Source organism: Pusillimonas minor (assembly GCF_014237865.1).
Lineage (GTDB): Bacteria > Pseudomonadota > Gammaproteobacteria > Burkholderiales > Burkholderiaceae_B > Neopusillimonas > Neopusillimonas minor.
In genome coordinates, this window is sequence record NZ_JACJUU010000003.1 from 107,669 (window position 1) to 129,261 (window position 21,593).

General features: G+C 57.8%; 17 protein-coding genes. 9 read left to right on the plus strand and 8 right to left on the minus strand.

Annotated elements, in window-relative coordinates; genetic code table 11:
* Positions 1-33: 33 nt before the first annotated feature.
* The 5 genes from GTU67_RS05520 to GTU67_RS05540 all read right to left on the minus strand — a co-directional run bounded on the left by GTU67_RS05520 (position 34) and on the right by GTU67_RS05540 (position 6,151).
* Positions 34-702 (minus strand): SCO family protein, encoded by a 669-nt coding sequence (locus GTU67_RS05520; protein ID WP_249417589.1) that lies wholly within the window; start codon positions 700-702, stop codon positions 34-36.
* Positions 703-758: 56 nt separating this feature from the next.
* Positions 759-2,846 carry a M3 family metallopeptidase gene (locus GTU67_RS05525; protein WP_185779113.1) on the minus strand — a complete coding sequence of 696 codons (2,088 nt, stop codon included), beginning with the start codon at positions 2,844-2,846 and terminating at the stop codon, positions 759-761.
* 73 nt (positions 2,847-2,919) lie between these two features.
* The gene (folD, locus tag GTU67_RS05530; RefSeq protein ID WP_185779114.1) at positions 2,920-3,780 is read right to left on the minus strand and encodes a bifunctional methylenetetrahydrofolate dehydrogenase/methenyltetrahydrofolate cyclohydrolase FolD; all 861 of its coding nucleotides are present in this window, start codon (positions 3,778-3,780) and stop codon (positions 2,920-2,922) included.
* Positions 3,777-4,400, minus strand: a complete 624-nt coding sequence (locus GTU67_RS05535; RefSeq protein ID WP_185779115.1) for a response regulator transcription factor — start codon at positions 4,398-4,400, stop codon at positions 3,777-3,779. The genes folD and GTU67_RS05535 overlap by 4 nt, the downstream gene beginning before the upstream one ends.
* Positions 4,397-6,151 carry a PAS domain-containing sensor histidine kinase gene (locus tag GTU67_RS05540; protein ID WP_185779116.1) on the minus strand — a complete coding sequence of 585 codons (1,755 nt, stop codon included), beginning with the start codon at positions 6,149-6,151 and terminating at the stop codon, positions 4,397-4,399. Before GTU67_RS05540 ends, GTU67_RS05535 begins: the two co-directional genes overlap by 4 nt.
* A 236-nt stretch (positions 6,152-6,387) precedes the next feature.
* Between GTU67_RS05540 and aceE the strand changes: the two genes are divergently transcribed.
* From aceE to GTU67_RS05585, 9 genes are all read left to right on the plus strand, one after another.
* Entirely contained in the window at positions 6,388-9,099 is a 2,712-nt protein-coding gene (aceE, locus tag GTU67_RS05545) for a pyruvate dehydrogenase (acetyl-transferring), homodimeric type (RefSeq protein ID WP_185779117.1), read from the plus strand.
* A gap of 14 nt (positions 9,100-9,113) precedes the next feature.
* Positions 9,114-10,817: a dihydrolipoyllysine-residue acetyltransferase gene (aceF, locus tag GTU67_RS05550; RefSeq protein ID WP_185779118.1), complete on the plus strand. Its 1,704-nt coding sequence runs from the start codon at positions 9,114-9,116 to the stop codon at positions 10,815-10,817.
* A gap of 8 nt (positions 10,818-10,825) precedes the next feature.
* The gene (gene lpdA, locus GTU67_RS05555; RefSeq protein ID WP_185779119.1) at positions 10,826-12,658 is read left to right on the plus strand and encodes a dihydrolipoyl dehydrogenase; all 1,833 of its coding nucleotides are present in this window, start codon (positions 10,826-10,828) and stop codon (positions 12,656-12,658) included.
* A 30-nt stretch (positions 12,659-12,688) separates the two neighbouring features.
* Positions 12,689-13,999 carry a bifunctional tetrahydrofolate synthase/dihydrofolate synthase gene (gene folC, locus GTU67_RS05560; RefSeq protein ID WP_185779120.1) on the plus strand — a complete coding sequence of 437 codons (1,311 nt, stop codon included), beginning with the start codon at positions 12,689-12,691 and terminating at the stop codon, positions 13,997-13,999.
* 17 nt (positions 14,000-14,016) lie between these two features.
* Positions 14,017-14,862, plus strand: coding sequence for an SPOR domain-containing protein (locus tag GTU67_RS05565; protein ID WP_185779121.1), 846 nt, complete (start codon positions 14,017-14,019; stop codon positions 14,860-14,862).
* Complete coding sequence (locus GTU67_RS05570; RefSeq protein WP_185779122.1) at positions 14,859-15,347, plus strand: CvpA family protein; 489 nt, start codon at positions 14,859-14,861, stop codon at positions 15,345-15,347. Before GTU67_RS05565 ends, GTU67_RS05570 begins: the two co-directional genes overlap by 4 nt.
* 21 nt (positions 15,348-15,368) lie before the next feature.
* Positions 15,369-16,871 (plus strand): amidophosphoribosyltransferase, encoded by a 1,503-nt coding sequence (purF, locus tag GTU67_RS05575; RefSeq protein WP_185779123.1) that lies wholly within the window; start codon positions 15,369-15,371, stop codon positions 16,869-16,871.
* A 339-nt stretch (positions 16,872-17,210) separates the two neighbouring features.
* The gene (locus GTU67_RS05580) at positions 17,211-18,350 is read left to right on the plus strand and encodes an FAD-dependent monooxygenase (protein ID WP_185779124.1); all 1,140 of its coding nucleotides are present in this window, start codon (positions 17,211-17,213) and stop codon (positions 18,348-18,350) included.
* Positions 18,351-18,436: 86 nt separating this feature from the next.
* A complete protein-coding gene (locus tag GTU67_RS05585) occupies positions 18,437-19,210 on the plus strand; it encodes an IclR family transcriptional regulator (RefSeq protein ID WP_185779125.1) in 774 nt (257 codons plus the stop codon).
* Here GTU67_RS05585 and GTU67_RS05590 read toward each other — a convergent pair.
* From GTU67_RS05590 to GTU67_RS05600, 3 genes are all read right to left on the minus strand, one after another.
* The gene (locus GTU67_RS05590) at positions 19,187-20,005 is read right to left on the minus strand and encodes an IclR family transcriptional regulator (RefSeq protein ID WP_185779126.1); all 819 of its coding nucleotides are present in this window, start codon (positions 20,003-20,005) and stop codon (positions 19,187-19,189) included. The two genes, GTU67_RS05585 and GTU67_RS05590, sit on opposite strands and share 24 nt — an antisense overlap.
* Positions 20,006-20,114: 109 nt before the next feature.
* A complete protein-coding gene (locus tag GTU67_RS05595; protein WP_185779127.1) occupies positions 20,115-20,549 on the minus strand; it encodes a RidA family protein in 435 nt (144 codons plus the stop codon).
* The gene (locus GTU67_RS05600) at positions 20,550-21,587 is read right to left on the minus strand and encodes an aromatic ring-hydroxylating oxygenase subunit alpha (RefSeq protein ID WP_185779128.1); all 1,038 of its coding nucleotides are present in this window, start codon (positions 21,585-21,587) and stop codon (positions 20,550-20,552) included. It lies immediately after the preceding gene.
* Positions 21,588-21,593 lie beyond the last annotated feature (6 nt).

The following is a 21,593-nucleotide window of genomic DNA, read 5'->3' on the forward strand; positions in this document are numbered from 1 at the left end:
GAACCGTGCGCTGGTGCCCGGTGTTCTGATGGCTTATTGCTGTGTGACGGGCAGCAAACCGCGCACCGCGGTTGTCAGGGCCTCGACTGACTCGCTGTCTGAAGCCAGAATCGATGCTTTGCCATCGGCGTCAAAAATATAAATGCCACGACTGTGCGCCACTTCGTAGGCGTCGGGGTTGTCGGCACGTGGCTTTTCGATTTGATAGGCCACACGGTACCGCCGTGCCACGTCGGCGACCTGCTTCTCGCTGCCCGTCAACCCGATAGCGTGCGTATCGAAAGCCTGTACATAAGCCTGCAGCTTCTCGGATGTGTCGCGGTGCGGGTCGACACTGACAAACAGAATCCGTACCTTGTCGGCCTGGTCACCGAGGCCGTGCATGACTTGCGACAGCTGCGCCATGGTTGTTGGGCAGATGTCGGGGCAACTGGCGTAGCCAAAGAACATCATGACCACCTTGCCCTTGTAGTTTGCGGCAGTAACGGGCTGTTCGCCGGGGCCCACGAGGTTAAAACGCAAGTCGGGCAAAAAGCCCCGTACCTTATGCACCTGCGTGTCGCGCAGGGCTTCGGCGGCAGGGTCACCCGGCAAAGGGTTGGCCCATGCCGTGTGGGTTGCCATCAGGCCGGATGCTGCGACCACGGTGAACATACTCGCAGAGAGAAAACGTTGTACTTTGCCTTTTAGCGAAAATTGCATGGTGTGACCCTGAAACAAACAAACGATACGAAACGGGAACAGGGGCCGAAGCCGTGTTACGTCGGCTGCGCGCTATCTGCAGCCGTTTCATTCATGCCGCTATGCCGCAGCAGCGCATCGATTTGCGCATCGCGGCCGCGGAAGGCCCGGAACGATTCAGCCGCCGGCCGTGCGCCACCCACCGCGAGTATTTCATCGCGGAAACGCCGGCCGGTTTTGGCATTAAGCGTATCGGGTTCGCCGGATTCCGTCGTCAGGGCGGTTTCTTCGAATGCGGCATACGCGTCTGCCGACAAGACCTCGGCCCATTTGTAGCTGTAGTAGCCGGCGCCATAGCCGCCCGCGAACAAGTGCGAAAAATTATGCGGGAAGCGGTGCCATTCGGGCGGGAAGAGCACGGCAACTTCGTTGCGCACGTCGTTGAGCGTTTGCATGACGTCGGCAATGGGCAAACCGTTGGCCTGATTATGGATACGCATGTCGAACAGCGAAAACTCAATCTGGCGGACGGTTTGCATTCCGCTTTGATAATTGCGTGCGGCCAGCAGCTTGTCGAACAACGCGCGGGGCAAGGGTTCGCCGGTGCTGACATGCGATGACATCTGCGTGACGACGCGCCATTCCCAGCAGAAGTTTTCCATGAATTGCGAGGGCAGTTCGATTGCATCCCATTCGACGCTGGCGAAGGCGGACGCGCCGGGGTCATCGACCGTGGAGAGCAGGGCATGCAAGGCGTGGCCGGCTTCGTGAAACAAGGTAATGACGTCGTCGTGCGTCAGCAGCGCCGGTTTGCCATTGGCTGGCGGCGTGAAATTGCAAGTGAGGTACACCACAGGCGTTTGTAATTGCCCGTTTGCACGGCTGCGGGTTCGTTCGCTGTCGACCCAGGCGCCGCTTTGCTTGCCCTGGCGTGCGTACAGGTCGAGCAACAAGTGCCCGCAGGGTTCGCCATCACGCAGTACCTCAAGCACGCGCGCATCGGGGTGCCAGGCCGTCAGGCCGGTATCGCGCACTTCTACACCGAACAAGATTTTGGCAACACCAAACAAGCCAGCCACGACGTTGGGCTCGGTAAAATATTGTTTGATTTCGTCTTCGGAGTAGGCATAGCGCGCTTCGCGTAAGCGTTCGGAGACATAAGCGTTGTCCCAGGGTTCGAGCCTATCGATACCCAGGGTTTCGCGTCCGAAGGCCTGCAACTGAACCAGATCGCGTTGTGCATGAGGTTTTGCTTTCGCTGCTAGTTCGCGCAAAAAGTTGAGCACCTGGTCTGCGTTGTCGGCCATCCGCGTTTCGAGACGCATTTGGGCGAAATTGGCAAAACCCAGGAGCCGAGCTTCGCGGGCACGCAAGTCAAGCAACTGTTCGATGAGCGGGGTGTTGTCGAAACGGGTATCGCCTTGCTCGGAGGCAATTGTGCCGTAGGCACGGTAAAGCGTTTCGCGAAGGCTGCGGTCTTTGGCGTACTGCATGACTGGCAGGTAGCACGGCATTTTCAGTGTCAGGCGCCAGCCTGTTTGGCCGTTCTTTTCGGCATCGGCCTTGGCGGCATCGCAGACATCGGCAGGGATGCCTTCAAGGCGTGCGGCGTCTTCGACAAGCAAAAACCATTGGTCAATGGCGTCGAGTACGTTTTCAGAAAATTTTTGCGAGGCCTGGGCTTCTTCATCGCAGATTTGGGCATATTGCTCGCGTGCCTCGCCCTCGAGTTCAACGCCACTTAGCCGGAAGTCGCGCAGCGCCAGTTCGATAATGCGTTGCCGCACGGCGGGTAATTGTGCAAATTCCGGGCTGTTGTGCAGGCGCTGGTATTGGGTGTACAGGCCTTTGTGCAGGCCAATCCAGGTCGAGAATTCGGTGACCAACGGCAGGCACTGATTGTAGGCTTGTCGCAGTTCCGGCGTGTTGACAACGGCGTTCAGGTGGCCTGCAACCGACCAAGCGCGCCACAGGCGACCCGATACGGTTTCAACCGGATCGATCAAGGATTCCCAGGTGGCGGGGGTTTGCGGCGATGCCGCTTGCTCAATGGCATTGCGCGTTTCTTCGATAAGCGTCTTGACGGCCGGCTCGATGTGCGCGGGTTGAACCACGGCGTAGTCGATTAGGGTGTCGATGGGAACGAGCAAAGGATTTTGATTCATGAGCACAACGAAGAGAGGATTGCAGCGGCTGCGTCAGCCTGCCAGCGGCGGACCAACGCAGATGACATGCAGTTTAGACACGCAAGCCGGCAGAACGTTCCGCGGCTTCGAGCGTATTGACGAGCAGCATGGCGATGGTCATGGGGCCGACGCCGCCCGGGACGGGCGTGATGGCGCTTGCGACCTGGCTGGCCGATGCAAACTCGACGTCGCCTGTCAGGCGGCCGTCGGGCAGTCGGTTGATGCCGACATCAATGACCACCGCGCCTGGCTTGACCATGTCGCCGGTAATCATTTCGGGGCGACCAGTTGCCACAACCAGGACATCGGCCCGGCGCGTTTGGGCGGGCAGATCGCGCGTTTTTGAGTTGCAGATGGTGACCGTGGCGCCTGCGGCCAGCAACAGCATGGCCATGGGCTTGCCGACAATGTTGCTGGCGCCGACGACGACCGCCTCAGCGCCGCGCAAGGCAACGTCTTGGGACTCGAGCAACTTCATGATGCCGTAAGGCGTACACGGGCGGAACAGCGGCTGACCAGTCATGAGCAGCCCGGCGTTGCTGATATGAAAGCCGTCGACGTCTTTTTCGGCGGCGATGGTTTCAATGACCTTGGCGGCGTCGAGGTGGGCCGGCAACGGCAACTGGACCAAAATCCCGTGAATACGCGGGTTGGCGTTCAGGTCGAGTACGACGTCGAGCAGGGCGGTTTCGGTGATGTCGGCTTTCAGGCGGATGACTTCAGAGTGCAGCCCCGCCTTTTCGCAGGCTGCAGCCTTGTTGCGAACATAGACGCTGGAGGCCGGATCTTCGCCCACCAGCACGACCGCCAGACCGGGTGTAAGGCCTTTTTCTTTCAGGGCAGTGACGCGTTGGGCCACGTCTTCTTTGATGGTATTCGACAGCGCTTTGCCATCGATAATACGGGCCGTCATACGTTTCCTTCGGCACCGGCCAGGGCAATTTTCATCAAATCGGCAACCGTGGTGACCTGGAGTTTTTCCATGATGTTGGCCCGGTGGGCTTCGACGGTTTTGATGCTGATGTTCAGGTCGCCGGCGATTTGCTTGTTCAGGCGGCCGGCCACGATGCGTTCAAGCACTTGTTGCTCGCGCGTCGTCAGTCGGCTGAGTACAGCCTGATGATTTTTCTGGGCCTGGGCCTTTGAGGCGCGCTCGGCAGCTTGTTCGAGCATGCGCGCCACGATAGTGCGCAGATCGGATTCGTTGAAGGGCTTTTCGAGGAAGTCGACGGCGCCTTTTTTGATGGTGGATACCGCCATGGGGACATCGCCGTGACCGGTGATGAACACAATGGGCAGCGGCGAGTTGCGGGCGATTAGCGCCTCTTGCAGTTCAAGACCGCTCATGCCGGGCATACGCACATCGGCAATCAGTACGCCGACCTGGTCGGGGTCGTAGGTGTCTAGGAAGGTTTCGGCGCTTTCGAAGGCCTGGACCTGGTAGCCGTTGGCTTCGAGCAACCAGCGCAACGAGTCACGGACGGCCTCGTCGTCGTCGACGATGAAAACGGTATCGGAAACAATTGTGGTCATGCTTGCAACTCCTGGTGATTCTCTGGCGGGTTGGGCTCGGTTTGAGCCGCACGAGGCAGGGTGAACCTGAAAATCGTACCGCCATCGGGGTTGGCTACCGCCCACAGGCGACCGTGGTGCGACTCGATGATGGTACGACAGATGTTCAAGCCCATGCCCAAGCCTTCAGACTTGGTACTGTAAAACGGTTCGAAAAGGCGTTCGGGGTCTTTCAGCCCGTGCCCGCGGTCGATGACAGCCACTTCGACGATGGGGGCCTGGTTGGATACCACGACATGCAGCGTGCGATATTCGCTGTGCTCCATGGCTTCAACACCATTTTTCAAAAGGTTCAATAATACCTGTTCGATAAGAATGGGGTCGGCCAGGACGTCGGGCAGGTCGTCGGGCAGGTGCTTTTCTATGACAACCTGCCGCTTGCGCGCGTCGATTTCGGCGAACGAAATGGCGTTGTCAAGAATGCGATTGACAGATACGCGTTGGCGGCGCGGTTCGCTGCGTTTGACGAATTCGCGGATGCGGCTGATGATCTTGCCTGCCCGCTCGGCTTGTCGCGCGCCTTTTTCGAGGGCATCGAGCAAGGTTTCAGGCGATGCCTTGCCCGCCTTGATCATGGCGACCGCCGCCATGTTGTAGTTGGCTATGGCCGTGAGCGGCTGGTTGAGTTCGTGTGCCAGCGACGACGCCATTTCACCCATGGTGGTCAGGCGGCTGGTCAGCTGGATTTTTTCTTGCTGTATGCGTGATTCTTCTTCGTGGGTGCGGCGTTCGGTGATGTCGCGCGCCACTTGCAGCCGCACCCGTCGGCCATCTGTCCAGGCCAGCATGCGGTGTTGCACTTCGAACCAGCGCTGGGCCGAATTTGAATAGGTCTCGATGGTTTCGTCGGTAAAACGCCCCAGACGCCCGCCCAGCAGTTCGCTGTGGCCGGCCGATTGCGCCCCGAAAAAGCGCCGGTAGGTGCGATTGGCAAATAAAAGCTCAAGGCCGTCCGGGGTGTCGGCCACCACTGAAATAGCGTCATCCAGGCCTTCGAGTACCGTCATGAAGCGTTCGTGCGCGGCCGTCAGGGCCTCGCGTATGCGCTTTGGTTCGGTAATGTCGGTCATTGACGTCATCCAGCCGATCTGGTCGCCGTTGTGGTCGCGCAGAGGCGATACATACATACGCGCAGTAAAGCGTGAACCGTCGCGTCGTTGCGCTTCGATTTCAAGGCCGCTGCTTGGGGTGCGGCCGGACAACAGCAGGTCGAGCGTTTCTTGATGTTCGGCGTGGCGCCCCGGGATCCAGTACGGAAACGGCGTAGTGCGCCCGATCAGGTCGGCTTCGTTCCAGCCGATCATGCGACAGAACGCAGGGTTGACGTATGCAATTCGGCCTTGCATGTCGAAAACGCGCATCCCGGTGGACATGGAATTTTCCATGGCGCGGCGAAAGCCGGTTTCGGCCAGCAGGGCGGCTTCTGCCCGGGTACGAAAGCGGGTATAGCGCCACAAGGCCAGCAGACTGACCACGATAACCAATGACAACGCCACCACCAACATAAGCAGGCGCTGCTGGCGGACCTCCTGGTCAATAGTGACAAACATGACGCTGTCGTTCTGGATGCGCTGCATCCAGAAAAACGCCCCCATAACGCATAGGTACAAGATCAGGACAATGAAAGGCGTCAGCCAATAAAGGCCGCGTCGCTTTTGTGCCTGCTCGTAAAACGTCGTTGGAATGAGGGACTTTCGGGGAGGTGTGGCCATAGTGGTAGATGTACTCGACGCGGCTATTTTAGCCCTATGCATAATCCTTTGTTTTTCACATTATAAAAACTCATGCCATAAAGTGAAATTTCGCTTGATCAAAGCTGAACACTTTCCTAGAATGGCTGCAGTCTTACGCCAAGGTCGCGGGTTTTCGCGCGTGTAAATTACGTGCTACAACGGGTTCACGGCTTTCATCAGGCTAAGTTTCACATACAACACACAGGAGACTTCTAATGTCCTCTCTTGAAAAAGTCGGTGCTGCGTCGCAAGCCGATATTGACGCTGTCGAAACCCAAGAATGGCTCGAAGCGCTTCAGGCTGTTCTTGAACAAGAAGGCCCCGAACGCGCCCACTTTTTGCTGGAACGCCTGATCGATCTGGCGCGCCGTTCCGGTGCCCATATCCCGTTTTCGCCCAATACCGCGTACGTCAACACCATCCCGCCCGGGCTCGAGCCTGCACACCCTGGCAATCTGGCCCTCGAGGCCCGGATTCGCTCGTATGTGCGCTGGAACGCCATGGCGATGGTGGTCAAGGCCAATCGCCATTCGCCACCTGACGGCGGTGATCTTGGCGGTCACATCGCTTCGTTCGCGTCTTTGGCTACCATGATCGGTTGTGGTCAAAACCATTTCTGGCATGCTGAAACGGAAGATCATGGTGGTGACCTGGTTTATTTCCAGGGCCATAGTTCGCCCGGTGTGTATGGCCGCGCTTTCCTCGAGGGTCGTTTAAGCGAAGATCAGCTTAACAACTTCCGCCAGGAAGTTGACGGCAAGGGGCTGTCTTCATACCCGCACCCCAAGTTAATGCCCGATTTCTGGCAGTTCCCGACGGTGTCTATGGGCCTTGGGCCTATCATGGCAATTTATCAGGCCCGCTTCCTTAAGTACCTGCATGCCCGTGGCATTGCCGACACCAGCAAGCGCAAAGTCTGGGTATTCTGCGGTGACGGCGAAATGGACGAACCCGAATCGCTTGGCGCCATCAGCCTGGCCGCACGCGAAAAACTCGACAATCTTATTTTTGTTGTTAACTGCAACCTGCAACGCCTTGACGGCCCGGTGCGTGGCAACGGCAAAATTATTCAAGAGCTTGAAGGCGATTTCCGCGGTAGCGGCTGGAACGTCATCAAGCTGCTGTGGGGCGGCTACTGGGACCCGCTTTTGGCGCGCGACAAAGAAGGTATTTTGCGTCGTATCATGGAAGAAACCGTCGACGGCGAGTATCAGGCTTACAAAGCCAACGATGGCGCCTACGTACGCGAAAAATTCTTCGGCAAGCACCCCAAATTGCTGGAACTGGTCAGCCGCATGAGCGACGAAGATGTCTGGCGCTTGAACCGTGGCGGTCACGACCCGCACAAGGTTTATGCGGCCTTCAGTTCGGCCGTCAACCATAAAGGGCAGCCCACCGTCATTCTGGCCAAAACCATCAAGGGTTACGGCATGGGTCATGTCGGCCAGGCTAAAAACCCCTCGCACCAGCAGAAAAAGCTCGACCTCGATACCATCCGCGAATTCCGCGACCGCTTCAATATTCCGGTGCCCGACGACCAACTCGAGGCCTTGCCTTACGTCAAGCCGGCCGAAGACTCGCCCGAGATGAAATACCTGCACGAACGCCGTCAGGCGCTGGGTGGGTACCTGCCCAAGCGTCGCCCGCGGTCCACCGAACAGTTCAAGGCTCCCGCGCTCGAGGCGTTCAAGCCCGTGCTCGAACCCACCGCCGAAGGTCGTGAAATTTCGACCACGCAAGGTTTTGTGCGCATTCTTAACCAGATTCTTCGCGACAAAGCGCTGGCGCCACGCGTTGTGCCTATTCTGGCCGACGAGTCGCGTACGTTTGGTATGGAAGGCCTGTTCCGTCAAATCGGTATTTACGCGCCCGAAGGCCAGAAGTACACGCCGGTCGATAAAGACCAGGTCATGTACTACAAAGAGTCGGCCGACGGTCAGTTATTGCAAGAGGGGATTAACGAAGCTGGTGCGTTCAGCTCCTGGATTGCGGCGGCCACGTCGTATGCCAGTAATAACCGCATCATGATCCCGTTCTATATCTACTACTCCATGTTTGGGTTCCAGCGTATTGGCGACCTGGCTTGGGCGGCCGGCGATATGCAGGCACGCGGGTTCTTGTTGGGGGGTACCGCAGGGCGCACTACGCTTAACGGCGAGGGCTTGCAGCACGAAGATGGCCACAGCCACATCATGTCGGCGCTTATTCCTAACTGCGTGTCGTACGACCCTACGTTCGCACACGAGCTGGCGGTTATTATTCAAAACGGCCTCAAGCGTATGGTAGAAGACCAGGAAAACGTCTTCTACTACATCACCGTCATGAACGAGAATTATGCCCAGCCCGGCCTCAAAGCCGGCGACGAAGAGGGCATTATCAAGGGCATGTACAAGCTCAAGAGCAATGGCAGCGACAACGACAAGTTGCGTGTCCAGCTTATGGGTTCGGGCACCATATTGCGTGAAGTCATTGCCGCACAAGACATGCTCGAGAAAGACTGGGGCGTCAGCTCAGACATCTGGAGCGTGACCAGCTTTACCGAGCTGCGTCGCAACGGTCTTGATTGCGAGCGTCAGCGTTTACTGCGCCCCGATGCCAAAGATCTGCCCACACCTTACGTTACGCAACAGTTGCAAGGTACCAAAGGCCCCATCGTGGTCTCTACGGACTACGTCAAGCTCTTCGGCGACCAAATCCGTCCGTTCGTACCCGACAACCGCCGTTTCACAGTGTTGGGTACCGATGGTTTCGGCCGTTCCGATTTCCGTGCCAAGCTGCGCGAGCACTTCGAAGTCGATCGTCGTTTCGTGACGGTGGCTGCGTTGCGTTCGTTGGCCGACGATGGCCTTATCCCGCTCGAAAAAGTCGCAGAAGCGGTCAAGAAGTACGGGATCAACCCAGACAAAGCCAACCCACAATACGCCTGATCAGGGGAGACGACATGAGCAACCTCGTCGAAGTTAAAGTGCCCGATATTGGCGACTTTAGCGAAGTAGAAGTTATTGAAGTATTGGTCGCCCCGGGCGACACCATTAAAGAAGAGCAAAGCCTGATTACCGTAGAGTCCGACAAGGCCTCGATGGAAATCCCCTCAACTGCAGCAGGTAAGGTCAAGTCCGTCAAGGTCAACGTGGGCGACAAGGTCAAAGAGGGCGCTCTGATTCTTGAGCTCGAGGCCGCCGAACAGGGCGCTTCATCGGCGCCTGCCGCCGCCAAGTCGGCCGATGACTCGCGCGCAGCACCCGCCTCTGCGGCGGTGCCGGTGCCCGCTGTTCAGGCCACGCCTTCCTCGCCTGCGACAGCACGGTCTGTGGTAGTCGAGGTTCCCGACATTGGCGACTTCCCGGAAGTTGAGGTCATTGAGGTGCTGGTTGCCGAAGGCGATACCGTTGCCGTTGACCAAAGCCTGATTACGGTCGAGTCCGACAAGGCCTCTATGGAGGTGCCGTCGTCTCACGCCGGTGTGGTTACGTCTGTCAAAGTAAAAGTGGGCGACAAAGTCAGCAAAGGTTCTGCGCTCATCGAAGTCAAGGCTTCGGGTGAGCCGGCTGCCGAAACAAGCGCTGCTGCCCAAGCCGCTGGTTCGGCGTCAAACGCTGCACCCGAACGTGAGGCATCGGCCCCCGCGGCCGCGACCAGTACTGCGGTGGCCGTACCCGACGAGGGCCGTCCTGCCGGCGAACGCCCCGCGCGCCCGTCGCCAACCGAGGCCTATGGCAACGATCGACCTTTAAACAAGCTGCCGCATGCCTCGCCGTCGGTGCGCAAGTTCGCTCGCGAACTGGGTGTCGATCTGACGCGTGTCAATGGCAGCGGCCCCAAGGGTCGTATTGTCATCGACGACGTTCGTGGTTTCGTCAAGCAGGCGCTGGCAGGTGGTGCGACTACAGCAAATGCTGCTTCAGGCAGCGGTTTCAGCGTGATCGATTGGCCCAAGGTCGATTTCGCCAAATTTGGTCCGATCGAATCGCGCCCGTTATCGCGTATTAAAAAGCTGTCTGGTGCGAATCTCAGCCGCAACTGGGTCATGATCCCGCACGTTACCAATAACGATCTTGCCGACATTACCGACCTTGAAGCTTTGCGCGTTCAACTTAACAAAGAGAACGAGAAGTCGGGTGTCAAGGTCACCATGTTGGCCTTCCTGATCAAGGCGTGCGTCGCTGCGCTCAAGAAATTCCCTGAATTCAATGCCTCGCTTGAAGGCGATAACCTTATTCTCAAGCAGTACTACCACATTGGTTTTGCGGCCGATACGCCCAATGGTCTGGTCGTGCCGGTGATTCGCGATGCCGATAAAAAAGGTATTTTTGATATTGCAGCCGAAACGTCCGAACTGGCCAAACAAGCGCGCGACGGCAAGTTGTCGCCCGCTCAGATGCAAGGCGGTTGTTTCTCTATTTCGTCGTTGGGCGGCATCGGCGGTACGTCATTTACACCTATTATCAATGCACCCGAAGTGGCCATTCTGGGTGTGTCGCGTTCCAGTCATCAGCCCGTCTGGGACGGCGCCGCGTTCCAGCCCCGCCTGATGTTGCCGCTGTCACTGTCGTACGACCACCGCGTCATCGACGGTGCGTCGGCTGCGCGTTTCAACGCGTATTTGGGCAGCTTGCTGGCTGATTTCCGTCGTATCGCGCTATAAGGGATGCCATGAGCAGTGTAGAACTGAAAGTTCCCGACATTGGCGATTTCGCCGAAGTCGAAGTCATCGAAGTACTGGTGAATGTAGGCGACACCATCAAGCCCGAGCAAAGCCTGATTACCGTCGAGTCCGATAAGGCCTCGATGGAAATCCCGGCCGAGCAGGGCGGGGTCGTCACTCGGGTCATGGTCAAGGTGGGCGACAAAGTCGCCGAAGGTGCAGCGCTGGTTCAAATCGACGCCACACAAGGCGCCGACACCGGCAAAGCATCGGCGCCCGCCGCAAGTCAAACCAGCCCGGCAGCTTCAGGCGAAACTGCAGCAAGCGGCGCGCCGGCCTCAGCCGGTGCATCCGGTCAGGCATCGTCCAGCACGCCTGCAGCGCCAGCCGGCGTGTCGCCTGCGGCGGCCTCATACTCGGGTGCCGCCGATGTTCAGTGCGACGTCGTGGTGCTGGGTGCAGGCCCCGGTGGTTATTCGGCGGCATTTCGGGCCGCCGATCTTGGGTTGTCTGTTGTCCTGGTCGAGCGCTATGCCACGTTGGGCGGGGTTTGTCTGAACGTGGGTTGCATTCCCTCAAAAGCCCTGCTGCATACCGTCGGTGTTGCCGAAGCGGCCCAGTCTTTAGCCTCGCATGGTTTTTCGTTTGGGAAACCCGAAGTCGACCTCGATGCCTTGCGCGCCTACAAAGACGGTGTTGTCTCGAAGTTGACGGGCGGGTTGGCCGGCATGGCCAAGGCCCGTAAAGTCAAGGTCGTTAACGGCAACGGCCAGTTTATCGACGCCAATCATTTAAAAATCACCGATGCCAAAGGCAATGCCCAGGTCGTCAAATTTGCTTCCGCCATTATTGCGGCCGGCAGCCAGTCGGTAAAGCTGCCGTTTTTGCCCAAAGACCCGCGCATCGTCGACTCGACCGGCGCCCTGCAATTGCCTGCCGTGCCCCAAAAGATGCTGATTGTGGGCGGTGGCATTATTGGTCTTGAAATGGGTACCGTATATTCGGCCTTGGGCGCACGTCTTGATGTCGTCGAAATGCAGACCGGCTTGATGCAGGGTGCAGATCGCGACCTGGTCAAAGTATGGGAAAAAATGAATGCCCATCGCTTTGACAACATCATGCTCGAGACAAAAACCGTGGGTGCCGAGGCACGCGATGACGGCATTTGGGTAACTTTTGAAGGTAAGGGTGCACCCAAAGAGCCGCAGCGCTACGATCTGGTCTTGCAGGCAGTAGGGCGCACCCCCAACGGGCGCGCCATTGGCGCCGAGAATGCCGGGGTCGAAGTGTCCGATCGCGGCTTTATTTCTGTCGATCGCCAAATGCGCACCAACGTGCCTCATATCTTTGCCATTGGCGATATCGTCGGCCAACCCATGCTGGCGCACAAGGCCGTGCACGAAGGGCATGTGGCGGCCGAAGTTATTGCCGGCCAGAAGAGCTATTTCGATGCGCGCGTTATCCCGTCAGTGGCCTATACCGACCCCGAAGTTGCCTGGGTCGGGTTGACTGAAGACGAGGCCAAGCAGCAAGGCGTTGCCGTAACGAAGGGGCTGTTCCCTTGGGCCGCGTCTGGCCGTGCCATTGCCAACGGGCGCGACGAAGGCTTTACCAAGTTGTTGTTCGATGCTGAAACCCATCGGATTGTGGGCGGCGGTATCGTGGGTACCCATGCGGGCGACCTGATTGGTGAAATCGCGCTGGCCATCGAAATGGGCGCCGATGCCGTCGACATCGGTAAAACCATTCACCCGCATCCCACGCTGGGCGAATCAATAGGCATGGCCGCCGAAGTGGCGCACGGTTCTTGTACCGATCTGCCACCGCCGCGGCGCAGGTAAAATAGGGTTTTTTTGGCGTTAATACCTGCTATGTTGCAAACCCCCACAACAGCCAGTTCGTTAGACGACTGGCTGGTCTACCTTGAAAGTGCCCATCCTAAAGCCATCGATATGGGGCTGACGCGCATCCGGACGGTCGCCCAGCGCATGGGCGTCGATGCGCCGGGCTTTGTCAAGATCACGGTGGGGGGTACCAACGGCAAGGGCTCAACCTGCGCCATGCTCGAGGCCATTTTATTGGCGGCGGGTTACAAGGTTGGGCTGTATACCTCGCCGCATCTGGTGCATTTCAACGAGCGTATCCGGGTCAATGGCTCAAGCGCCACCGATGCGCAAATCATTCATCAGTTTGATCGTATCAATCAGGCCCGTGGCGAAATTTCCTTAAGTTATTTCGAGTACGCCACCCTGGCAGCGTTGCTTCAGTTTGTCGATAGCGATGTTGACGTCGCCATTCTGGAAGTCGGTCTGGGCGGGCGCCTAGACGCCGTCAATATCATTGACAGCGATTGCGCCATCATCACCAGCGTCGATATCGACCATACCGAGTGGCTGGGTGATACCCGCGAAAAAATTGGTTGGGAAAAGGCGCACATTTACCGCAAAGATTGTCCGGCCATTTGCGCCGATCCTGTCCCCCCGCAAACGCTGGTTGACTACGCCACCGAACTGGGCGCTGACTTGTGGCGGTTTGGTCGCGATTTCAATTATTCGGGCGACCGTCAGCAGTGGGCTTACGGCGGGCGCAACCAGCGACGCAGTGGCATGGCGTATCCGGCATTGCGTGGCGCCAATCAGTTGCTCAATGCCAGTGCTGTGCTGGCCGCCCTCGAAGCCCTGCGCGACCGCCTGGTTGTGCCGCAACAGGCCGTTCGTATCGGGCTGGCACAAGTGTCATTGCCGGGGCGCATGCAAATTTTGCCGGGTACGCCGGCCGTTGTACTCGATGTTGCGCATAACCCGCATGCGGCGGCGGTGCTGGCGCAAAATCTTGACAGCATGCCGTTTTACCCATATACGCACGCTGTGGTGGGTATGTTTACCGACAAGGCCATTGAAGATACGCTGGCCAAGCTGGCGCCGCGTATCGATCACTGGTATTGCGCCACGCTCGATGGTCCGCGTGCAGCTACAGCCCAGGCCATGGCCGACCACATCTACAAGGTCATCGGCGCCCAAGACGGTAAAGACGAACCCGTGACTGTTTCGATGTTTGACAATCCGGTTCAGGCTTTTGCGGCTGCACATAAACAGGCGGCCGACAATGATAGAATTCTCGTGTTTGGTTCGTTCCACGCGGTCGGGCCGGTTCTGGATCATCTGGGCCGCAAAGTCAGCTAACGTCACTACGGGTCGTCATGGGGTTTTTCTCTAAAGGGTCTGATTCAAGCGCCGGGCGTCGTACGTCTGTACGTCCGGCCGAAGCTCAGGCCAACGAAATGCGTGTTCGCGCGCGTCGTCGTCTGGTCGGTGCATTGGCGCTTGTGGTGGCGGCGGTTATTGTGGTCCCCATGCTCATCGACACCGACCCGCCACCCGGCGGCCCGGTCAACCCCATTGTTGTGCCGGCTGTTATGCCGCCGCCTGATCAGGCCCTGGTTAACCTGGCCGATGGTGCACAAGGCGGTAAGCCTGGCGCCATCACCATCGAGCAACTCCCCGAACCCGAAGCCCCGCAAGAAAATACCCCAGCTGTGGCCGGTAGTGCTGCGGGCTCGTCCTCGACAACTGCATCAGCTTCAGGCGCTGGTACATCAACAAGCGCCGCACCGACAGCGTCCGGGGCGGCTTCAGCACCGTCAAGTGCGCCATCGGCCTCAGCCCCTGCTGCGCCGCAAGCCCAGCCCGCCGAGCCCGCAAAAACACCTCCCGCACGGCCCGATAACCGTACCGACGACGGCGCTGTCGCCCTGGCGCTGCTTGAAGGCCGAAAACCGGCTGCGGGTGCGGCACCGGCGCCGTCGCAATCCGGGCAGTTTGTGCTGCAAATTGCTGCCTACACTACCGAACAAGACGCTATTGCGCGTCGAAACAAGCTTTTCGAAGCCGGCGTAACCAACGCGTTTGTCCAGTCGGCCACGGCAGGCGGTAAACCAACGTTCCGCCTGCGTGTCGGGCCGTTCCCCTCGCGCGAAGCCGCACAGGCGGCACAAACCCGTTTGCGTGCGCTGGGCTACGACAACGGCTTTATCTCAAGCAAGTGACTAGCTTCGACTACATCGTATTGGCCATTTTGGCAGTGTCGGGGTTTTTGGGCCTGTTGCGTGGGCTAGTCAAAGAAATTCTTTCACTTATCGCCTATCTGGCCGCTTTTTTAGCGGCCATTTGGTGGGGGCCGCGCACCTCGGTGTGGTTATCCCCTTTCATTGTCAACGATTTATTGCGCACTGCAGTGGCCTATGCGGCGGTTTTTATTCTGGTGTTGCTGCTGGTGGGGTTGGTCAACGTGACCTTAGGCACGCTTATTAAAAAAACCGGCCTGACGCCGGCCGATCACGGTTTGGGCGTTGTGTTTGGCGTGTTGCGCGGCGCATTGATTGTATTGATTTTGGTGTCGTTGGGCGGTTATACCGATCTGCCCAAAGAGCCGTGGTGGCGCGATGCCCGCCTGTCGCCGATTACGGTGCAAGGGGTGCAAGCCATTAAACAAATGTTGCCGCCGTCTTTGGCGGTATGGTTGCCTTACTAAGTTTTATTTCAGGAATCAGTCATGTGCGGAATTGTTGGGGTTGCCGGCCGTAACCCTGTGAATCAGATCATTTACGACAGCCTGTTGCTGTTGCAACACCGCGGACAAGACGCCGCCGGCATTGCCACGTCGTACGATCAATTTTTCAGCATGTACAAAGCCCACGGGTTGGTACGTGATGTGTTTCGCACGCGCAATATGCGATCATTGCCCGGCAACAGCGGTCTGGGGCAAGTGCGTTATCCCACGGCAGGCTCCAGCGACAGTGTCGACGAAGCCCAGCCTTTTTATGTCAATGCCCCGTTTGGTATTACGTTCGTACACAACGGCAACCTGACGAACTGGCGTGAGTTGCGCGAAGAACTCTTTCGCATCGATCGTCGCCACATCAACACCAACTCCGATTCCGAAGTCTTGCTCAATGTATTTGCACACGAGTTGCAAATGGCGGCAACCGGCACTTCTCTCGATGAATGTGCTGTATTCAAGGCAGTGTCGGCAGTGCATCGGCGCGTCAAGGGCGCCTACGCGGTTATCGCCCAGGTCGCCAGTTTTGGCATGGTGGCGTTTCGCGACCCGTACGGTATTCGCCCCTTGTGTCTGGGCGCCCAAGAAACCGACAAGGGTGTCGAGTGGATGATCGCGTCTGAGTCGGTAGCCTTATCGGGTTGCGGGTTTAACTTTGTACGCGACATTGCCCCTGGCGAAGCTGTGCTGATCGACCTCGACGGTAACTTAAGCAGCCGTCAGTGTGCCGACAACCCGCAATTGGTGCCATGTCTGTTCGAGTACGTTTACTTTGCGCGGCCCGACTCCCTTATGGACGGCGTTTCGATTTATGATGCGCGCCTGGGTATGGGCGAGTATCTGGCCGACAACGTCGCCAAGTCGTTGCGCTTAGGTGAAATCGACGTCGTCATGCCCATTCCCGACTCGTCACGCCCGTCGGCCATGCAACTGGCGGCGCGTCTTGGGCTAAATTACCGCGAGGGTTTCATCAAGAATCGCTACGTGGGCCGCACCTTTATCATGCCGGGCCAGGCGGTGCGCAAGAAGTCGGTGCGTCAAAAGCTCAACGCCATCGACATGGAGTTCAAGGGCAAAAACGTGTTGCTGGTCGACGACTCAATTGTGCGCGGTACCACCAGCCGCCAAATTGTCGATATGGCACGCGAGGCCGGCGCCAACAAGGTGTTCTTTGCGTCTGCGGCGCCACCCGTGCGCTTCCCCAATGTGTACGGTATCGATATGCCCACGCAATCCGAGCTGATTGCGCATGGGCGCGACGCCGATGCCGTCGCCCGCGAAATCGGGGCCAATGGGCTGGTTTACCAGGCGCTGTCCGACCTCGAAAGCACCTTGTCCGACTTAAACCCGGCCATGCACACCTTCGAGTCGTCGTGCTTCAACGGCCAGTATATTACCGGCGATATTGATGCCGGCTACCTTGAGCGCTTAAGCCAGACACGCGGCGGCACCGCTCCGACGGCCGGCAACAACGGCAACGAAAACGACGATAGCTAAAGCGGTGATAGTTAAGTTCGTAATAAGCCAAGCGACGATAATTTAGACGGCCACACATAGTTTCCCGCGTAGTCTCTTCGGCAAACTCATCCAATGCCCCAAAAAGAACCCGTTTTTTTTGGGGCATTTTGTTTTTGCGCGCTGCTGTCCATTTTGTAGTCGACGGCGTCGGGCAGGCCGGCTTGTATTGCGCGATAGCGCCATCACCGGCACGGTGACAGCGTTGGCTCGTTGACTTAGGCGAAGATCAGGGTGAACCCTGATGGCTGATTTCATTTGTTATGAATAAAATATGAACATATTGTTCATAAATGAACTTTTTATTCGCAAGGAATGATAATGACGGCACAGCGTATTGGAATATCAGGCGCAGGCATTGGTGGCTTGACGGCGGCCATTGCCCTGCAAAACATGGGCAAAACGGTTGTTTTGTACGAACAGGCGCGCGAATTCGCGCGTGTGGGGGCCGACATCAACCTGACGCCCAACGCTGTGCGCGCCCTTGATGGTCTGGGTATTGGCGACGCCTTGCGCAAAACCGCTGCCCGCCCCGCGTTTCGCATCAGTCGCGACGGCGTAACGGGCGAGGAAACCTCACGCATTGAAATGGCCAATGCGGCTCAACAAAAGTACGGGGCACCTCAGCTCACCATGCACCGCGCCGACCTGATGACCGCACTTGAAAACGCAGTCAAGCCGGCGTCCGTGCAGTTCAAGAAGCGTGTAAAAACCGTCAAGCAACGCGACGGCAAGGTGCACGTCGGCTTTGAGGACGGCAGCCAGGACATGGTTGATGTGCTGATCGGGGCCGACGGTATACATTCGTCGGTACGCACCGCCCTGTTTGGGCCCGAACAGCCCGAATTTACCGGTGTGGTTGCATATCGCGCGGTTGTGCCCGTCGAAAAGCTGGCCGGTTTGCCCGACCTGGATGCATTTACCAAATGGTGGGGTACGGCGCCCGAAGTGCAAATTGTGACTTTCCCGCTTAATAGTGGAAAAGATATGTTCATTTTCGCCACCATTCCCCAAGAGGGATGGAATCTGGAGTCGTGGACGGCGCCGGGCGATGTCAGCGAGTTCAAGTCACTTTATGAAGACTTTCATCCGCAGGCACGCGCGTTTCTGGATGCTTGCGACTCGGTGCTGAAGTCGGCCTTGTATGTGCGCGACCCGTTGCCCAAATGGTTTGACGGCCACTGCGTTCTGATGGGCGATGCCTGCCACCCGATGATGCCATTTATGGCGCAGGGCGCGGGGCAGGCTATCGAAGATGGTATTGTTCTGGCCCGCTCCCTGAACGACCCGCAGTTTGATACGGTATCGCAGGCGCTGCAGGCCTACCAACAGGCCCGTCACGATCGCACCGCACAAATACAAATGGGTTCGCGCGGCAATAACTGGCTCAAGGCCGGTACCAACGCCGACTGGGTCTACGCTTACGATGCCTGGTCGGTACCATTGGTCGCACAGGCATAAAGCCAGGCACACGGCACTGGCATTTAAAAGAAAGTGCCAGGCCCCCATTTTTCACCCAATACGTAGCATCAGGCACCGTATCAACGATGGCAGAAGATAACGAAACGTCCGCTAACGCCCTGGTCACTCCGGTGATAAGGGGTTTGAAGCTGCTCGAATACATCGTGCAGGGTGGCAATACGCAAAACCTCAGCGAAGTTGGGCGTCTGATTGACGTAAACAGGGTAACCGTCATGCGTCTGCTGGCAACGCTTGAGCACGAAGGCATGATCGAAAAACTGCCCGGCGGCGGGCATCAGGTAGGGCTGCGTTATTTGACAATGTCGGCATCGGCATTGGCCGGCCACGACCTGATCGCCGCAGGACGGCGGGTTGTGCGCAATTTATGCCAAACACTGGGTTTTGCGGCGTACCTCAGCCTGCCCGATGGGCAAGATATTGTTTACGTTGTGCGCGAAATGCCGCCGGCAGGCCTGGTCAGTCTGATTACTATTGGCAGTCGTGTGGCCGCACATCGGGCGGCCCCGGGGCAGGCCATGCTGGCTGCCCGGCAAGCCTTGAACGGTCGCGGTGTCCCTATGGCCGAATCATCAGCCGACACCAGGCACGAACAGTCGGCCGAACAGCCTGAAGACGTCACCCCTGGTAGTGTTGTCTGGCGTCATTCGGGGCTGGAGCAGGGTATCAGCGCGTGCGCCGCCGCTGTTCTCGGGCCAGACGGACACCCTGTTGCGGCGCTTAGCGTTGCCGGGCCATCGGCCCGGTTCGACGATGCATCGGTGCAGATACAGGTGGCCCAAAAAATAATGCAGGCGGCCCGTCAGCTGTCGTCAATTTCAAATATTTCGAGCATTCAGTGACATTGAAAGCTCGCGTGCCGCCGAGACGACTTTAGCCACAAGAATATCGCGATCGGTGTCAGGGATATGCACAGCGGGTACGGTAAGCCCCAGGGCCGCCGTGACCTTGCCCGTATCATCAAATACCGGTGCGGCAATGGTCGAAATATTCGATTCGAAAAAGCCCTCTTCAAGCACGTACCCCCGGCTTTTATCGGTTTGCAGCAACCGGAATAGGTCGTGTACCGTACCCGGCGTATTGGGGCCATGCGCCTGCAGGTGTTCTTCGGGGTAAAGCTGCTGCAATTGCCCAAGCGTGTGATGGCTGAGCAGTACCCGCCCCAATACCGTGGCGTGCGCTGGCAGACGTGTACCAATGTGAACAGAGCTGCTGAACACCGACGAAGGCGCTACTTTCTGTACATAAACGATGTCACGGGCATCGCGAATCACCAGGTTTGATGAATAACCGGTTTCGTTGCGTAAACGCTCAAGAATTGGGCGGCTTAGATCAGTAATGCTTAACGAGGCCAGATATTCGAAGCCCAGCCTGAGCACGGCAGTGCCCAACTGGTAATCACGTCCGTTATTCAGACGCTCGACAAAACCCAGGTTTTCTAGTGTGACCAAAAGCCTGAAAACAGTCGTGCGTGGCACCTGCAGCCGCCGCGCCAGATCGGGAGCCGTCAGGGTAGGCGTTTGTCGCGAAAACTCAGCAAGTATGCGTAAGCCGCGTTCAAGCCCGGGCACCGAATACTTTTCGGTCTTGTCTGTCTCCGCGGCTTGCCCGATGGTCATGGGTTCTAGTGCAGCCATAATTATTTTGTTTTATATATGAACTAAAAAGCGACATTGTCCTATAGAACAATGCCGCCAGCAACCGCGCTCGAAACAACGGGCGCACAGCCAAAACTGTTGACCCGGTTCAGTTGCGGGTCACCTGACTCATGAAGACGTCAAGTCGGGCGAAGGCATCTATTTCGATGGTCAGGTTCGGGAACGCAAACCCTTTGACTTCGACCAGGGTCGAGCAGGGGAAAGGCGACTTGAACCAAGCCTGACGCACTTCTGAGACGACACCCTTGTCATTAATGTCAGTAACATAAATGACCAGCTTATAGATGTTGTCCAGACTACCGCCGGCGGCAACCAGCATAGCCTGGATTTTTTCAATAATGCGTGTCGCCTGGGCATAGGTGGACAAGACGTTACCCTGAGCATCTATGGCCGGGTTGGCCGTGACCCCAGAAATAACGACTTCGTTACCCACGACCAGGCAATTTGACCAGGTCGCATTTGCAGGCTCGGGGGCTTCGGGCACCACGACATGCCTGACCGGTAGAGACACTGGCACTGACATTTACTTTACGCCGCGCGCCAGTTGTTCGGTGGCCAGCTTGCGCAACTGACGGCGAACGCGGGTAATGCCCACGTCGTGCTGATACAGGTGCTCGCGCTGGTTGGCGTCGGGCTCCATTTGCTCGAGAACAACACGGTCTTGCTCAAGCACGGCCCAGTGGCGCGCTTCGAGGCGGTTTTTGTACAAGAAGCGCCATGCATCGCGCTGCCAGCCCGATACCTTGCGGGTGCGCCAATGAAATACGGCGGCAATATTGGGCCCAATGGGGGTGTAGCAGCCAATAATACCGAAGTTGCCGCCGGGGCCGCCGGTTTTGGGGTAGGGGATTTCAAGGCGCAGCCAGTGCAGGCCGGTGTCGGCCCATTCCGACCAGTCGAAGTTGACGTCGCGTTGACCCGCTTTTTCAAAGATGACGCCATGGTCGGTATCGCGCAGCTGGAATTGAGCCGAACGGGAACCCACCGACATGCTGTGTGACTGTTTATGCAGGTATGTGCCGTGCATTGGATCCATCACGTTGTCGATAACGTAGCGGTAGTCGCCGCGCCATTCGGTGTAACACAAGAATGATGAGTACTCGTCAGATACAAGCTGTTCGGGCAGGACCAGCGGTGGCGGTTCGTCGATATTTTCGGACGAATTGAACATGAAGATGACGCCGTTGCTTTCTTTCAGGTGAAAAGCACGCGTAGGGCGGGAGCCTTCGAGCTTGCAGCCGGGGCTGCCCGGTACCGACACGACAGTACCATCGCTGCGGACTTCGACACCATGGTAGCCGCAGGCAATTTTATTGCCCAGCGGGATACCGAACGACAGCGGTGCGCCGCGATGTGGGCAGTGGTCTTCCAGACAGTGCGGGTTGCCTTCGGCATCGCGCCACAGCACCAGTTTGTGGCCTAAACGGCGCAAAGAAACGGGCGTCTCTTTCACGAAATCCGACGGACAGATGGCATACCAAAGGTCTTTCAGGCCATCGGTCAGGATCTTCTGAATAGCCTCTTCGTTGTTCGCAGTGTTGGTTGCGTTAGCGGTGGTCATAAGTAG

Excerpts from the sequence above, each read along its gene's own strand:
- GTU67_RS05520 (WP_249417589.1), bottom strand. The coding sequence starts at position 702 with ATGCAATTTTCGCTAAAAGGCAAAGTACAACGTTTTCTCTCTGCGAGT.
- GTU67_RS05585 (WP_185779125.1), top strand. The coding sequence starts at position 18,437 with ATGGCAGAAGATAACGAAACGTCCGCTAACGCCCTGGTCACTCCGGTG.
- purF (WP_185779123.1), top strand. The coding sequence starts at position 15,369 with ATGTGCGGAATTGTTGGGGTTGCCGGCCGTAACCCTGTGAATCAGATC.
- GTU67_RS05595 (WP_185779127.1), bottom strand. The coding sequence starts at position 20,549 with ATGTCAGTGCCAGTGTCTCTACCGGTCAGGCATGTCGTGGTGCCCGAA.
- GTU67_RS05590 (WP_185779126.1), bottom strand. The coding sequence starts at position 20,005 with ATGGCTGCACTAGAACCCATGACCATCGGGCAAGCCGCGGAGACAGAC.
- aceF (WP_185779118.1), top strand. The coding sequence starts at position 9,114 with ATGAGCAACCTCGTCGAAGTTAAAGTGCCCGATATTGGCGACTTTAGC.
- GTU67_RS05600 (WP_185779128.1), bottom strand. The coding sequence starts at position 21,587 with ATGACCACCGCTAACGCAACCAACACTGCGAACAACGAAGAGGCTATT.
- folD (WP_185779114.1), bottom strand. The coding sequence starts at position 3,780 with ATGACGGCCCGTATTATCGATGGCAAAGCGCTGTCGAATACCATCAAA.
- GTU67_RS05540 (WP_185779116.1), bottom strand. The coding sequence starts at position 6,151 with ATGGCCACACCTCCCCGAAAGTCCCTCATTCCAACGACGTTTTACGAG.
- GTU67_RS05580 (WP_185779124.1), top strand. The coding sequence starts at position 17,211 with ATGACGGCACAGCGTATTGGAATATCAGGCGCAGGCATTGGTGGCTTG.
- GTU67_RS05565 (WP_185779121.1), top strand. The coding sequence starts at position 14,017 with ATGGGGTTTTTCTCTAAAGGGTCTGATTCAAGCGCCGGGCGTCGTACG.
- lpdA (WP_185779119.1), top strand. The coding sequence starts at position 10,826 with ATGAGCAGTGTAGAACTGAAAGTTCCCGACATTGGCGATTTCGCCGAA.
- GTU67_RS05525 (WP_185779113.1), bottom strand. The coding sequence starts at position 2,846 with ATGAATCAAAATCCTTTGCTCGTTCCCATCGACACCCTAATCGACTAC.
- GTU67_RS05535 (WP_185779115.1), bottom strand. The coding sequence starts at position 4,400 with ATGACCACAATTGTTTCCGATACCGTTTTCATCGTCGACGACGACGAG.
- aceE (WP_185779117.1), top strand. The coding sequence starts at position 6,388 with ATGTCCTCTCTTGAAAAAGTCGGTGCTGCGTCGCAAGCCGATATTGAC.
- folC (WP_185779120.1), top strand. The coding sequence starts at position 12,689 with ATGTTGCAAACCCCCACAACAGCCAGTTCGTTAGACGACTGGCTGGTC.